Source organism: Pseudomonas sp. 3JA (genome assembly GCF_036961705.1).
In the GTDB taxonomy this organism is placed as follows: domain Bacteria; phylum Pseudomonadota; class Gammaproteobacteria; order Pseudomonadales; family Pseudomonadaceae; genus Aquipseudomonas; species Aquipseudomonas fluorescens_Q.
Genome location: NZ_JBAMDJ010000042.1, coordinates 12812 through 26240, shown reverse-complemented (window position 1 = coordinate 26240; position 13429 = coordinate 12812). Strand labels below are relative to the sequence as shown.

Genomic DNA, 13429 nt, shown 5'->3' with positions numbered 1-13429 from the left:
CCCACGCGAGCATGGGAACGATTCGGCGGGGGCGTTACTTCGCGGAGAACTTCAACACCATGGTCTGGGTGTAGGTCTGGCCCGGATCAAGCCGCGTCGAAGGGAAGTTCGGCTGGTTGGGCGAGTCGGGGTAGTGCTGGGTTTCCAGGGTGAACGCGCCCCAATGTGGATAGACCTTGCCTTGCTTGCCCTTGACGGTGCCGTCGAGGAAGTTGCTGGTGTAGAACTGCACGCCAGGCTCGGTGGTGTAGAGCTGCAGGCGGCGTCCGGAGTCCGTGTCATACACTTCTGCGGCCAGTTTGCTCACGTCACCCTTGGCGTCCAGCGCCCAGTTGAAATCGAAGCCGCCCTGTTTCGGTTCGGCGAACTTGAGTTGTGGGTGATCGGCCTTGATATGGGTGCCGATGGCGGTGGGTTGGGTGAAGTCCATCGGTGTACCGGCCACGGGGGCCAGTTCGCCGGTGGGAATGAGCTTGCCGGTGACCGGCGTGTAGTGGGCTGCGTGCAGGGTCGCGAGCTGCTCGAGGATGTCGCCGTTACCGGCCCCAGCCAGGTTGAAATAGCTGTGGTTGGTCAGGTTCAGCACCGTGGGTTTGTCGGTGGTCGCCTTGTAATCGATGCGCAACTCGTTCTGTTCGTTGAGGCTGTAGGTGACGTCGGTCTTCAGCGTGCCGGGAAAGCCCATCTCACCATCCGGTGACACGTAGGTCAGGGTGACGCCCACCGAGTCCTTGCCGTCATGGGGCTGGGCCTTCCAGACGCGCTTATCGAACCCTTGCGGTCCGCCGTGCAAGGAGTTGCCATGGTCGTTCTGCGGCACCTGGTAACGCTTGCCGTCCAGCTCGAAGGCACCGTCGGCCAGGCGATTGCCGAAGCGGCCGATGGTCGCGCCGAAATACACGCTGCCGTTCTTCTGGTAACCCTGCACGTCGTCGAAGCCGAGCACGATGTCGGCGGCCTTGCCGTTTTTGTCCGGCACGCTCAATGACTGGAGGATGCCGCCGTAGGTGATGACCGTGGCCTCCATGCCGTGACTGTTGCGCAGCACGAATTTTTCCACCGCCGTGCCGTCGTCGGTTTTGCCGAACGCACCGCGTTCATTGGTCAGGCCGGCAGCGTGGGAAGCCGAGGTGGCGATCATCAGAGACACTCCGAGGGCCGTGAGCAGTTGTCTGGATTCAAGCATGGTATGACCTTCCTTCCTGTTGTTTTGTTGTTGTTTTGAACGCGGGGCGAGTCCGCTACTGGTCGGACAGCGCTGAAGGTTTTTCTGGTTAGTAGTATTTCTATTTGGTGGGTGAGAAGGGATTTATAGCCATTAATGGGGATTTATCAATTAAAAAGTAAGACTAATTGCGTGATTGGGTCGTTGCTGAAGACCGAGGGTTTTCTCCAGGTACTGCACTTTTATGATTTTTGCCGCTCTATCCATGGCCTGGAAGCGACGACCCCCATCGCTTCCCCATGCCCAGACCGAGATTCGATGGCCGGTGTTTTTTATCCTGTGACGAGATTGCGCCGCTGCTGCCTGGCATTGTTGGTCGGTGTGTCGATGCTGTTCAGCGGCGGCTGCAGCCATCAGCAGGGACAGGACATGGTCACGCAGTTCAGCAACGCCAAGCCCCAGGAGTTCTTGCAGACCAGCGTCGACCGCATGGCCACGTTGTCGATGCACGACAACTTGCAAAGCCTCTATCTGCTGATGAACAAGCTGTACCTGCGCAACCCCGAGGAGCTGCGCAAGTCCGGCTTTCTCGACGCTCGCACTGCGGAAAAACAGGTGCGCATGGCCATCGAGCAGCAACAGCCTTTGCCGACCTTGGGTGGCAAGAAGGACCTGGCGGCCCTGAGCTACGCCATGAGCCCGGAGTTTCTCGGCGATCGGGTAGGGGCGTTCATCTATGCCATCGGCAGCATGCTGGTCACCGCGCACGGCAATCGCCTCGAGTTCTACATGACCGACACCATCGACCCGCGTTTTGTCAGCAACGCGGCGCGCAATATCGAAAAAGCCACCTGGCTGCTGAGTCAGCGGCAGAACAAGGACGGCAAGCTGTTGCTGTTTTCCAATGAAATTTCGGAGGAGGGCAGCAACCTGAGTTTCGCCGTGGAGTTTGGAAAAATCGTCGCCCGATTGGACCTGCTGACCCAGATGCTCGATGAGCGCTACCGGCGGATTGGCTTGAATTACGCCCAGAGCCTGCTGTTCCTCAATTTCCTGCCGGTCCAGTGAAATGACGGAAAAGGAATAAAGATAGATCACATCGATATAGGGGGTTATAAGAAAAATCGCTATGCTCGCGGCCAGATTTTTCATGCGGTCGTGCTGAGACGGGTTTAATGGATTTCGGTAATGTCGGTTTAGTCGTTGCAGGCCTGGTGGTCGGCTTCATCGTTGGGATGACCGGCGTCGGCGGTGGTTCGCTGATGACCCCGATCCTGTTGTGGTTTGGTATCAACCCTGCGACGGCGGTGGGTACGGACCTGCTGTACGCAGCCATTACCAAGTCTGGCGGTGTCCTGGTTCATGCAAAAAATCGCAACATCGACTGGGCTATCACTGGCTGGCTGACGTTGGGCAGTGTGCCGGCAGTCGGCTTGACGCTGTGGTTTCTCAGCAGCCTGCACAGCTCCCCCGACGCCATGAACGCGGTGATCAAGCAAGCCTTGGGCTTTGTGTTGTTCGCCACTGCCTTGGCGATCCTGTTCAAGAAGCGTTTGCTGCAATTCGCCCATGACCGTGCCGGCGGGCACTACAACCCCACTGGCACGCGCCTCAATGTGCTGACGGTCATCACCGGCCTCGTGCTGGGCACCATGGTCGCCTTGACCTCCATCGGCGCTGGCGCCCTGGGCACCGTTGCGCTGTTCATCCTCTACCCGTTCCTGGTCACCAAGCGCCTGGTGGGCACCGAGATCGCCCACGCCGTGCCGCTGACCCTGGTGGCTGGCCTGGGCCATGCGAGCATGGGCAACATGGACTGGCACATCCTGGGTTTCCTGTTGATCGGTTCGTTGCCGGGGATCTACCTGGGCAGTCATTTGTCGGGACGCATCTCCGACGAGTTGCTGCGCCCTTGTCTGGCGGTGATGCTGGCGATGATCGGGTTCAAGCTGGCGTTCTAGCACTGACACCGAGATCCCTTGTGGGAGCGGGCTTGCTTGCGAAAGCAGTTTCTCAGTCAACGTTGATGTCGACTGACAGACCGCTTTCGCGAGCAAGCCCGCTCCCACACTCGTTTGTGGTGACTGTATTTTTAGCGCTCACACCTTCCTCCCGCACGCGTTGGCTACCATGGTTGCGCAATGACCCCCCTGGCCTAAGCTTCAAGTCAGGCAGGCGCAGTATTGAGCGACTCTCGCGGAACAATCGCCGCCCTGTGCAATCAGTACAGCGTAAATATCAAAAGGAGAGGCGCATGCTCATTCGGTCGTTGACCTTCGCTACCTTGCTGGCCATCGCCGGCCCCCTGTTCGCTGCCGATGGCGACTCACCCCTGGTGGCGGATGCAGGCAAAGCACGCCCCCTGATCGTTATCGCGCCGAGTACGGTCGACCCGGCCTGGGTCAGCCTGAAAAAGGCCTTGGATGAACCAGCAGGCAAGCAGGGTTTTTCCGAGCGCAACATGGTGCTCTACACCGTGCTCAATACCATTGGGCAGCGCGATGGCAAGGACCTGGACCCGCAAAGCACCATGGCGCTGATTCGCTCCCTCAAGCTGGGCGCCGGGGCTCAGACCAAGATCATCCTGGTGGGCAAGGACGGGGAAAAGAAGCTTGAGCATTCCGGGGCGATCGAATTGAAAGAGCTCTTCGATGCCGTCGATAAACTGCCCGCCGCGGAAAAAGAAGCGACACCTCCAGCCCCACCATCCGCGCCAGAGCCTGCACCGGCCAAGGATGCGAAAGGCGCCAAGGCTGGCAAGGCAGTCAAGCCGGCGGGGCCGGCGAAGCCGCTGGACGATTGATAGTCCCGTGGCGAGGGAGCTTGCTCCCGCTGGGTCGCGAAGCGGCCCCTCAGCCCCTCAGCTTATCGGTCGATGAACCATCGGAAAAGCATAGGGCTGCTTCGCAGCCCAGCGGGAGCAAGCTCCCTCACCACAGTGACTTACTCAACCTTCTACTGCGCTTCCAGCGCCGTCAGGATCCGGTGCGCCGCCTTCACCCGCTCCTCAATCGGATAATTCTTGTTCGCCAACAGCACGATGCCCATGTTTTTACCGGGCACGAAAGCCGCGTAGGCACCAAACCCGTTGGTCGAGCCGGTCTTGTTGATCCAGGCGCCGTCCGGCGCCGGGTGGGGCGGGTCGAGAGGTTCGGCTTTTTGTGGGGCCAGGGCCATCTGCGGTGTGTTGCCAGCGAGCAGGTCATCCAAGGTGAACGGGGCGGGGTAGAACTCCCAGCCCAGCCCCTGATTCATCCCGCCAACCTTGTAGAACCCCATATGCGTCGTGGCGATGGCTTGCTTCAGGTCTGCGTCCAGTTTTTCAGGTCGCAGGTTGACCTCGACGAAACGAATCAGGTCCGTTGAACTGGTCTTGACCCCATAGGCTTCGGAATCCAGCGCGCCGGCACCGACTCGCACGGGTTTGCCGTCCTTTGCATAGCCTTGGGCGTATCGGCCCATCTGATCCTGCGGCACCCGCACATAGCTGTGCTTGAGGCCCAGCCCTGGCATCAGCGTGCGCTCCATCACCTCATCAAATGGCTGCCCCAGGCTGCGGGCCGCCAGATAGCCGAACAGGCCGATGCTCGGGTTTGAGTAGAGCCGCTGGGTGCCGGCCGGGTAGAGCGGTTTCCAGTTCCTGTAGTAACTGAACATCCGGTCCGGATGGTCCGCCTCGTCGGGAAACTGCAATGGCAGGCCGCCAGCGGTGTAGGTGGCAAGGTCGAGCAGGCGGGTGCTCTCCATGGCGCTGCTACGCAGCTCGGGCGCAAAGCGAGTGGCCGGATCCGCCAGGGACAGTTTGCCCTGGGCCTGGGCATAGGCGCCGAGGGTGGCGGTGAAGGTCTTGCTGACCGAGCCGATTTCGAAAAGGGTCTGGTCGGTGACCGGCTTTTTCGTGTTCTTGTCGGCGACGCCAAAATTGAAAAACTGCCGTTGGCCGTCGTGCGTGATCGCTACCGCCATGCCCGCGATGTCCTGCTGTTTCATCAAGGGCTGGATGACGGCATTGACCGTGTCTTCAATGCGTTCCTGGGCAAAGCTTACGGGCGTTCCGCAGACCAGGAAAAAAATCCCGGCGAGTATCGATCTGGCAATTGGCATGGTGCAGCGTTCTCGTTGACCTTCCTGGAGGGGGCTCAATCTAGGGCGTTTTTGGCGGCCCGGCAATCCGAGGTTATCGGGCCGAGGCGCGTTTTCTGAGTCGTCTGACGGGGCTGCGGGAACCTTCCCACAAAACGGTCGGGTTACCCGACGCGACCGGACCTCAAGCCAAACCACACAAAGCGGCAGCCGCCGGGTAAACTCGCGGCTCTTTCTAAAGGAGTTCACATGAGTTACTACCAGCCCGGCATTCTCGCCACCCCTGTTCCGCCTCAGGCCCGTCATTTGTTTTTTGCCCTGGAATCGGTCGAGGCATTGCCGGCTGCGCTAGACAAACTCCGGTTGTTGCTCGATAACCGTGCCGTGATCGGCTTTGGTGAATCGCTGGTCCAGGCGTTGGGCGCCCAGGTCGAGGGCCTGCGGGCTTTTCCGGCGCTGGCCGGCGTGGGTGTGGACAACCCCTCGACCCAACACGCGTTGTGGTGCTGGCTGCACGGCGAAGACCGTGGCGAGCTGATGCACCGCAGTCGCGCCATCGAGGCGGCGCTGGCCCCGGCGCTGCGCCTGGTACAGATGAACGAAACCTTCCGCCATATGACCGGCCATGACCTGACCGGCTACGAAGACGGCACCGAAAACCCGCACGACGAGGCTGCCATCGCTGCCGCCCTGGTCCAGGGCGCCGATGGGGTGCGCGGTGGCAGTTTCGCCGCGATCCAGCAATGGCAGCACGATCTGGATGGTTTCGCGGCGATGCAACCCCATGAGCGCGACAACATCATGGGCCGGCGCCTGAGCGACAACGAAGAAATCGATGACGCGCCGGAATCGGCCCACGTCAAGCGCACCGCCCAGGAAAGCTTCGCCCCGGAGGCGTTCGTGGTCCGTCGCTCCATGCCGTGGATCGAAGGCGACCGTGCGGGGCTGATGTTCCTGGCGTTCGGTTTCTCCCTCAATGCTTTCGAGGCACAACTGCGCCGCATGAGTGGCCTGGAAGACGGTATCACCGATGGCCTGTATCGCATGAGCCGGCCCATCACCGGCGGCTATTACTGGTGCCCGCCGCTGTTGGACGGACGCCTGGATCTGCGCGCCCTGGCCCGATAAGCACAGCGGTTTGTGCAAAGTGTGACGTGAACGCTATTCTTGGCAGCGCACGTCTATCCGTGGAATGGGGGAAGCAAACGTGGATAAAGTCATCGTCATCACCGGTGGCGGCCGCGGAATCGGGGCGGCCACGGCGCTGTTGGCTGCCGAGTTGGGTTATCGGATCTGCATCAATTACCAGTCCGACGAAAGTGCCGCGCAGGATGTGCTCGAACAGGTCCGGGCCAAGGGCGCGCAGGCGATTGCCGTGCGGGCCGACGTGAGCATCGAAGACGAAGTGGTCGGCCTGTTCGACCGGGTGGACGCCGAGCTTGGCCGTGTCACCGCCCTGGTGAACAACGCCGGCACGGTCGCGCAGAAATCCCGGCTCGATGAAATGTCCGAATTCCGCATTCTCAAGATCATGAAGACCAACGTGCTGGGGCCGATTCTTTGCGCCAAGCACGCAGTGCTGCGCATGTCGCCCAGGCACGGCGGGCAGGGTGGCAGCATCGTCAACGTCTCGTCGGTGGCCGCGCGCTTGGGCGCACCGGGGGAGTACGTCGATTACGCGGCCTCCAAGGGCGCGCTGGACACCTTCACCATCGGCTTGTCCAAGGAAGTGGCCGGCGAAGGCATTCGCGTCAACGCGGTGCGTCCCGGCTACATCTACACCGATTTCCATGCCCTGAGTGGCGACCCGGACCGGGTCAGCAAGCTGGAATCAGCGATCCCCATGGCTCGGGGCGGGCGTCCGGATGAAGTGGCCGAAGCGATTATCTGGCTGCTGTCGGACAAGGCTTCGTATGCGACCGGGACGTTTGTGGATCTGGGGGGTGGGCGCTGAGTCCTGGGGAGCTATTCTGGCCCCATCGCGAGCAAGCTCGCTCCCACATTGGACACGGTCTCCTGTGGGTGAGCTCGTTCGCGATGGCGGTCTGACAGACAACCCAAATTCAAAACGATCGAATAATCCGCCCCAACGTCTCCATGGCTTTTTCCGAGGCCTCGGTCCACGGGCTGCCATAGTTCAAGCGGATGCAATTCCTGAAACGCCGGGTCGGTGAAAAGATCGGTCCAGGCGCGATGCTGATGCCCTGGGCCAGGGCCATCTGGAACAATTTCAGCGAGTCCATCTGCTCCGGCAACTCCAGCCACAGGAAGTAACCCCCCGCCGGTTGGCTGACCCGGGTCTGGGCGGGGAAGTAGCGGGCGATGGCGGCGAGCATCGCGCTTTGCTGTTCCTCCAGGGCATAGCGCAGTTTGCGCAGGTGACGGTCGTAGCCGCCGTGTTGCAGGTAGTCGGCGATGGCGGCCTGGGCCGGCATCGAGGCGCACAACGAGGTCATGAGCTTGAGCCGTTCGATCTTCTGTGCGTAGCGCCCAGCGGCGACCCAGCCGATGCGATAACCCGGCGCCAGGCTCTTGGCGAACGAGCCGCAATGCATCACCAAGCCTTCGGTGTCGAACGCCTTGGCGGGCTTGGGGGCCTGCTGGCCGTAATAGAGTTCGGCATAGACGTCGTCCTCGATCAGCGGCACCTGATGACGGCGCAGCAACTCTACCAGCGCCTGTTTGCGCTCCTCGGGCATGGTCGCGCCCATGGGGTTCTGGAAGCTGGTCATGCACCAGCAGGCCTTGATCGGATAGCGTTCCAGTGTTTGCGCCAGCACGTCCAGGTCGATGCCGTCGCGTGGGTGGACGGGAATTTCCACGGCCTTGAGCTTCAGGCGCTCCAACACTTGCAGGCTGGCGTAGAACGCTGGTGCTTCGATCGCCACCAGGTCGCCGGGCTCGGTCACGGCTTGCAGGCACAGGTTCAACGCTTCCAGGGCACCGTTGGTGACCAGCAGTTCCTCCATGGGCAGCATCAACCCGCCGACCATGTAGCGCAGGGCGATCTGTCGGCGCAGTTGCGGGTTGCCTGGCGACATGTCCGTGACCACCATTCGCGGGTCCATGTCCCGTGTCGCGCTGGACAGTGAACGGGACAGCCGTTGCAGTGGGAACAGTGTCGGGCTGGGGAATGCCGAGCCGAACGGTATGGTGGCCGGGTCCTTGATCGAGTCGAGGACCGAAAATACCAGCTCACTGACGTCGACTTCGGTGGACTCGTGCACCTGGCTGCTGATCGCGGGCTCCGAAAACGGGCTCGGCGCGTGGGTATTGACGAAGTAGCCGGAGCGCGGCCGGGCCCGGATCATGCCGCGTCGTTCCAGCAGGTAATAGGCCTGGAATACGGTGGACGGGCTGACACCGTAGGTCTGGCTGGCGTAGCGTACCGACGGCACGCGCTGACCTGGCCCCAGCATGCCCGAGCGGATCAGTTCAGCGATGTCGTCGGCAAATTTCTCGTAGCGTTTCATGGGGGTCCAGTGAATTTGTGAACTTAACTGTGGGAGTGAGCTTGCTCGCGATGACGGTGGCATATGACCCACCGCTATCGCGAGCCAGCTCGCTCCCACAGGTGTCCGGCATCTTAAAGCTTCAACGATTCATCGGTGCGACAAAACGGCTCTTGGCGATGCTGTAGATGCCCGGCGCGTCACTGTCGGCGACCTTGAACGTCATTGCCTGGGAGCCTTTACCGGGCCGTTCGCTGAGCATCGCCACCGACACCGGCACATCGACGATTTCCCCCGGGGCCAGGCTCAGTTGGGTCTTGCCTTGCAGGATGAAGCCGTCGCCGTCCACCAGGGACAGCTGATAGTCCTGGCGCTGTTGGGTCTTGTTGATGATTTTCAGGCTGTAGATGTTCTCGATCTGGCCTGCGCTGTTTTCGCGGAACAGGCCACGGTCCTTGCTGACATCCAGCGACACCATGGGGCGTTGCATCAGCGCCACGACCAGCGCGCCGATCATCACCAGCAGCACGGTGGTATAGCCGATCAGCCGAGGTCGCAGCAGGTGAGTCTTGCCGCCCTGCAACTGATGTTCGGAGGTGTATTTGATCAGGCCACGGGCGTAGCCCATCTTGTCCATGATCGAATCGCAGGCATCAATGCAGGCCGCGCAGCCGATGCATTCCATCTGCAGGCCGTCGCGGATGTCGATGCCGGTGGGGCAGACCTGCACGCACATCTGGCAGTCGATGCAGTCGCCCAGGCCAATATTGGCCGGGTTTGCCTCGCGTTTGCGTGGGCCGCGGATTTCACCACGGGCCGCGTCGTAGGAAATAGTCAGCGTGTCCTTGTCGAACATCACGCTCTGAAAGCGTGCATAGGGGCACATATGCATGCACACCGCCTCACGCAGCCAGCCGGCGTTGAGGTAGGTGGCTGCGGTAAAGAAGAGCACCCAGAACAGGCTCACGCCGGCCATTTGCAGGGTCAGCAGTTCTTCGGCCAGGGGGCGGATCGGCGTGAAGTACCCCACGAACGTCAGGCCGGTGAGCAGGCTGATGGCCAGCCACAGCGTGTGCTTGGCGCTGCGGCGCAAGAGTTTGTTCAGGCCCCAGGGCGCGGCCTGCAGTTTGATCCGCTGGTTGCGTTCGCCTTCGGTGATTTTCTCGCACCACATGAAGATCCAGGTCCAGGAACTCTGCGGGCAGGTGTAGCCGCACCACACGCGACCGGCAAACACGGTGATCGCAAACAGGCCGAAGGCGGCAATGATCAGCAAGGCCGACAGCAGGATGAAATCCTGGGGCCAGAAGGTCGCGCCAAAGATGTGGAATTTGCTTTCGGAAAGGTCCCAGAGCACCGCTTGGCGGCCGCCCCAGTCCAACCACACCGTGCCGAAGAACAGCAGGAACAGAACCCCCGCACCGCTGATGCGCAAGGTGCGGAACAAGCCGGTGAAGCTGCGGGTGTGGATCAGGTTATCGGTGGTCCTGGCCTTGATTTTCGACGGCGCGGGTTCGAAGGTCTGTATCAACTGGACGGGGATTCTATCGCTCATGGTCGGTCGCTCATCAGCCTCTATCTGGCCGGCGCACTATGACCATGGAACTGTTTGCATAACAGACTCAGGTGTTTCGATAAAAACCGGATCAGATGCCGCAAAGCCCAGGCCCTGCGACACTTTGATGCACCCAGGAAGTGCCGAACATATTACTGTGGCGAGGGGGGATTTACTGTGGCACGGGAATTTACTGTGGCGAGGGGATTTATCCCCGTTGGGGCGCAAGGCGCCCCCAGGTCAGTGCACCCGGTATACCGGACAGACCCGGTCGAGGGCTTTAGGGTTGCTCCGCAACCCAGCGGGGATAAATCCCCTAGCCACAAATCGCATCTATTGCCTGTGGATCGGGATTCAGATCACCGAGCCGCTGTCGGTGGCCTTCAGGTGCTTGCGCTTATCGGTCGCGCCGGCCACGGTCAGGGCATCCACTTCGGCTTCGGTGAGATGGACCAGGTCACCATTGACTTCAACGGCTGACATGGCCTTGTCCGGGTCAGTGATGATGACCAGCTCACTGGCGGGGCGCAGCTTCGTTCCGTTGGCGGTTTTGATGTGGCAGGTATTGTCTTTGTCGATTTGCTCAAGCATGACGTCGCTCCTTCCTGAATGTCCTGAGTATTAGGTCTCGCTCGCTGGCCAGGGTTCGTCGTGGCTGATCAGCGGTCGGGCGCACCTCTGGCTTCGCTTGCGGTCCATCGTTTATCCAATGAGAAAGAGGACGGTCCATGGACGCCTGGTGGCATGAAGTCTGGATAACCCTGCAGGCGGAATTCGCCGACATCACCGATGCCCAGCAGATGACCCGGGTCACGGTGCGCCTGCTGATGGCCGCGCTGCTGGGCGGCATCCTGGGTTTCGAGCGCGAACACAAGGGCAAGGCTGCCGGCGTGCGAACCCACATGCTCGTGGCCCTGGGGGCGGCGCTGTTCGTCTTGGTGCCACAGATGTCTGGCTCCCAGGCCGACGCCATGAGCCGGGTGATCCAGGGCGTCGTCGCGGGCATTGGTTTTCTCGGCGCGGGCACCATCCTGAAAAACACCGACGGCGACGAAGGTCATGTCAAAGGCCTGACCACCGCCGCCGGCCTGTGGATGACCGCCGCCATTGGTGTCGCCGCCGGGTTGGGGCGGGAAGCGACAGCTGTGTTGAGTACGATATTGGCGCTGGCTATTTTCAGTGTGATGCCGGTGATTGTCCGGGCGTTGGAAAAAGAAAAATAAACCGAGATTTCCACTTGGTCACGGCCTTATAGATTGTCGTGACCAATCAGAGTCGGTAGCCGCTTGGATAAACGCATCATCCAGCGTCTTCGAGTTATATCGTTGCATAAAAGCTGCACCGTTCTGAAATGGATTTAAGCGACGTTGGCTGATCATATAGAACATGTCGCAGTGAGTAGTAATTTCTTCTACTTGATGTGAGGAAACGAGAATTGTAGTTCCATCCTTGGCTGCGCCCCTTAGACATCGCCAAATATAGTGGCGGAATTCTGGATCAACGCCAGCAGTAGGCTCGTCCAAAATTATAAAATCGGCTGGAATAGCTAGCAAACTAAGGGTGAAGAACCAGCGAGTTTCGCCGTAGCTACATAAGGAGGTTTTTTTGTTCCATATGTCCTGATAACGGCTAACGATTTCTGGACACCATCTGGACAGATTTTCCAGTGCCTTAAATTGGGATATGGATTCGTCTGACGATAGAGCTACTATCATTCTGAAAATGTCATGCATTCGAAGAGCCGGTGGCGTAGTGATTATTTGCGATAGGTAAAGAGTTTTTGAGAAGTTGTTATCTATACGCCCCGCTTGAGCAAATTTAAGTTTGCAAATCAAGTCAAAAAAGCTCGTTTTTCCAGAACCGTTAGGACCTAGTAGGCCAACAATAGCCCCCTGGGCAATTTCAAGATTGGCATCCGATAGGATTGTTTTTTTATCATAGGCGAAATCGATATGTTTGACATGTAAGGAAGTCATTAGTAACGGCTCCAGACTGGGTTGATCCTTAGGTTGTGCTTTGTGATTTGATAGCTTGATATGAAAATTAGCAAAATCGTTAGCGAGGTATAAGGTCTGTGGAATAAACCTTCACTCATCAATTTGTTCGCCAGGGTTAGTGGGTTGAGAATGTTTAGAGTGTTCGTGATTTCGTTTTCTAACTGGGCGCCCATCACCCCTAGAATTAACATGCAAAAAGAAAGAATGGAGAAAAAAGTACTGGAGTTCTGGAAGTTGATTGGGAAAAGAGTAAACAGCATTCCTATAATGGAGAATAATAGAAAAGAAGCGTAGAAGCGGGTGGTTAGGAGTGATATTTCCTGAATATCATAGCTTCCGAACATAGGGCGTGTAATGAGATAAAATACGCCGCAGTAGGAAATTGCTATGATAGAGTAGGCCAGTAAATGTGACCTGAGAAACAGTGTCTTGGCGCTGGGAGTGTATATAAAAGATCTGATAAAGCCGCTTTCTCGTCTTCCAATGATGTAAAAGGAAAATCCGAACAGCGCTACGCTTGATGAAATATAAGCATAGAACCATCCTGTGGTGAGGATGTAATTGTTTTCGAAATAGGTTGGGTCCTGTCTTGTTATGGCAAGAAAATAAAAAAAAGCGCAAGGTGATATCATGATCCAAAAAAGAGCAATGGGTTCCTTTAGCTGCTCTTTTATAAAAATTCTGGTAAGCACGAGTGTTCGCATATTTATATCGTAACTCCTAAGGAAAAGGGACTATTTTTATACGTCTGGATGGGCAAATAGTGTTGGCGAAGCTCGACGAGTAATCATTGTGAATATTGATATTTTTTGAATTGTTCATGTGCATAAATAGCGAGGGTGATACGAATTTACAGAGTCATTGTTAAAGTTAAATATAAGTTCCCCTAGGGGTGTCTATTATTTGTCTTCATTTCTATTGCTCTTTAAATTAAATGAATGGTGAGGTGTCACTTTGTTTTGTGACACCTCATATTTATAGTCAAAGGGTGCTATTGGCAAGGAGGTATTTGTAAGGGCGTAGGAAGCGTCTTTCACGCCAAAGAGAAAGTTCTGATGCGTTTTTTTTCGCTAATAGGTGGCGTTAGTGGAGGAAGGAAGAAATGCGTAGGCGACGGGATAAAAAATCTTATGCAGGACAAATAATTACGCGGGTCATATACCTAGACGTAGATGAC

12 protein-coding genes are annotated in these 13429 nt (G+C 58.2%); 6 read left to right on the top strand and 6 right to left on the bottom strand.

Features of this window, described 5'->3' with window-relative positions:
* Nucleotides 1–34: 34 nt before the first annotated feature.
* Entirely contained in the window at nucleotides 35–1186 is a 1152-nt protein-coding gene (locus V7773_RS25230; protein WP_092223937.1) for an aldose epimerase family protein, read from the bottom strand.
* A 297-nt stretch (nucleotides 1187–1483) separates the two neighbouring features.
* Here V7773_RS25230 and V7773_RS25225 point away from each other — a divergent pair, with 297 nt between their 5' ends.
* The 3 genes from V7773_RS25225 to V7773_RS25215 all read left to right on the top strand — a co-directional run bounded on the left by V7773_RS25225 (nucleotide 1484) and on the right by V7773_RS25215 (nucleotide 3968).
* Nucleotides 1484–2233 carry a hypothetical protein gene (locus V7773_RS25225; RefSeq protein WP_057447798.1) on the top strand — a complete coding sequence of 250 codons (750 nt, stop codon included), beginning with the start codon at nucleotides 1484–1486 and terminating at the stop codon, nucleotides 2231–2233.
* 107 nt (nucleotides 2234–2340) lie between these two features.
* Complete coding sequence (locus V7773_RS25220; RefSeq protein ID WP_063322060.1) at nucleotides 2341–3126, top strand: sulfite exporter TauE/SafE family protein; 786 nt, start codon at nucleotides 2341–2343, stop codon at nucleotides 3124–3126.
* Nucleotides 3127–3419: 293 nt separating this feature from the next.
* A complete protein-coding gene (locus V7773_RS25215) occupies nucleotides 3420–3968 on the top strand; it encodes a DUF4174 domain-containing protein (protein WP_336075843.1) in 549 nt (182 codons plus the stop codon).
* A gap of 152 nt (nucleotides 3969–4120) precedes the next feature.
* On the opposite strand, the gene ampC is transcribed toward V7773_RS25215, so the two are convergent.
* Entirely contained in the window at nucleotides 4121–5269 is a 1149-nt protein-coding gene (ampC, locus tag V7773_RS25210) for a class C beta-lactamase (RefSeq protein ID WP_336075841.1), read from the bottom strand.
* A 228-nt stretch (nucleotides 5270–5497) separates the two neighbouring features.
* Between ampC and V7773_RS25205 the strand changes: the two genes are divergently transcribed.
* Together V7773_RS25205 and V7773_RS25200 are read left to right on the top strand one after the other, a co-directional pair.
* Nucleotides 5498–6376 (top strand): Dyp-type peroxidase, encoded by an 879-nt coding sequence (locus tag V7773_RS25205; protein ID WP_336075839.1) that lies wholly within the window; start codon nucleotides 5498–5500, stop codon nucleotides 6374–6376.
* 79 nt (nucleotides 6377–6455) lie between these two features.
* A complete protein-coding gene (locus V7773_RS25200) occupies nucleotides 6456–7202 on the top strand; it encodes an SDR family oxidoreductase (protein WP_336075838.1) in 747 nt (248 codons plus the stop codon).
* A gap of 109 nt (nucleotides 7203–7311) precedes the next feature.
* Here V7773_RS25200 and mapR read toward each other — a convergent pair whose 3' ends face one another.
* From mapR to V7773_RS25185, 3 genes are all read right to left on the bottom strand, one after another.
* Complete coding sequence (mapR, locus tag V7773_RS25195) at nucleotides 7312–8721, bottom strand: GntR family transcriptional regulator MpaR (RefSeq protein WP_336075835.1); 1410 nt, start codon at nucleotides 8719–8721, stop codon at nucleotides 7312–7314.
* A gap of 121 nt (nucleotides 8722–8842) precedes the next feature.
* Complete coding sequence (gene ccoG / locus V7773_RS25190; protein WP_336075833.1) at nucleotides 8843–10255, bottom strand: cytochrome c oxidase accessory protein CcoG; 1413 nt, start codon at nucleotides 10253–10255, stop codon at nucleotides 8843–8845.
* A gap of 354 nt (nucleotides 10256–10609) precedes the next feature.
* The gene (locus tag V7773_RS25185) at nucleotides 10610–10846 is read right to left on the bottom strand and encodes a DUF3203 family protein (RefSeq protein ID WP_092145512.1); all 237 of its coding nucleotides are present in this window, start codon (nucleotides 10844–10846) and stop codon (nucleotides 10610–10612) included.
* A 137-nt stretch (nucleotides 10847–10983) separates the two neighbouring features.
* On the opposite strand from V7773_RS25185, the gene V7773_RS25180 reads away from it, so the two are divergent.
* Nucleotides 10984–11478 carry an MgtC/SapB family protein gene (locus tag V7773_RS25180; protein WP_336075832.1) on the top strand — a complete coding sequence of 165 codons (495 nt, stop codon included), beginning with the start codon at nucleotides 10984–10986 and terminating at the stop codon, nucleotides 11476–11478.
* Between the two features lie 18 nt (nucleotides 11479–11496).
* Here V7773_RS25180 and V7773_RS25175 read toward each other — a convergent pair whose 3' ends face one another.
* Nucleotides 11497–12231, bottom strand: a complete 735-nt coding sequence (locus V7773_RS25175; protein WP_336075828.1) for an ATP-binding cassette domain-containing protein — start codon at nucleotides 12229–12231, stop codon at nucleotides 11497–11499.
* Nucleotides 12232–13429: the final 1198 nt, after the last annotated feature.

What these genes read in the sequence shown, in the direction of transcription:
- V7773_RS25225 (WP_057447798.1), top strand. Translation starts at nt 1,484, where the DNA reads ATGGCCGGTGTTTTTTATCCTGTGACGAGATTGCGCCGCTGCTGCCTG.
- V7773_RS25215 (WP_336075843.1), top strand. Translation starts at nt 3,420, where the DNA reads ATGCTCATTCGGTCGTTGACCTTCGCTACCTTGCTGGCCATCGCCGGC.
- V7773_RS25220 (WP_063322060.1), top strand. Translation starts at nt 2,341, where the DNA reads ATGGATTTCGGTAATGTCGGTTTAGTCGTTGCAGGCCTGGTGGTCGGC.
- V7773_RS25175 (WP_336075828.1), bottom strand. Translation starts at nt 12,231, where the DNA reads ATGACTTCCTTACATGTCAAACATATCGATTTCGCCTATGATAAAAAA.
- ampC (WP_336075841.1), bottom strand. Translation starts at nt 5,269, where the DNA reads ATGCCAATTGCCAGATCGATACTCGCCGGGATTTTTTTCCTGGTCTGC.
- mapR (WP_336075835.1), bottom strand. Translation starts at nt 8,721, where the DNA reads ATGAAACGCTACGAGAAATTTGCCGACGACATCGCTGAACTGATCCGC.
- V7773_RS25205 (WP_336075839.1), top strand. Translation starts at nt 5,498, where the DNA reads ATGAGTTACTACCAGCCCGGCATTCTCGCCACCCCTGTTCCGCCTCAG.
- V7773_RS25230 (WP_092223937.1), bottom strand. Translation starts at nt 1,186, where the DNA reads ATGCTTGAATCCAGACAACTGCTCACGGCCCTCGGAGTGTCTCTGATG.
- ccoG (WP_336075833.1), bottom strand. Translation starts at nt 10,255, where the DNA reads ATGAGCGATAGAATCCCCGTCCAGTTGATACAGACCTTCGAACCCGCG.
- V7773_RS25180 (WP_336075832.1), top strand. Translation starts at nt 10,984, where the DNA reads ATGGACGCCTGGTGGCATGAAGTCTGGATAACCCTGCAGGCGGAATTC.
- V7773_RS25185 (WP_092145512.1), bottom strand. Translation starts at nt 10,846, where the DNA reads ATGCTTGAGCAAATCGACAAAGACAATACCTGCCACATCAAAACCGCC.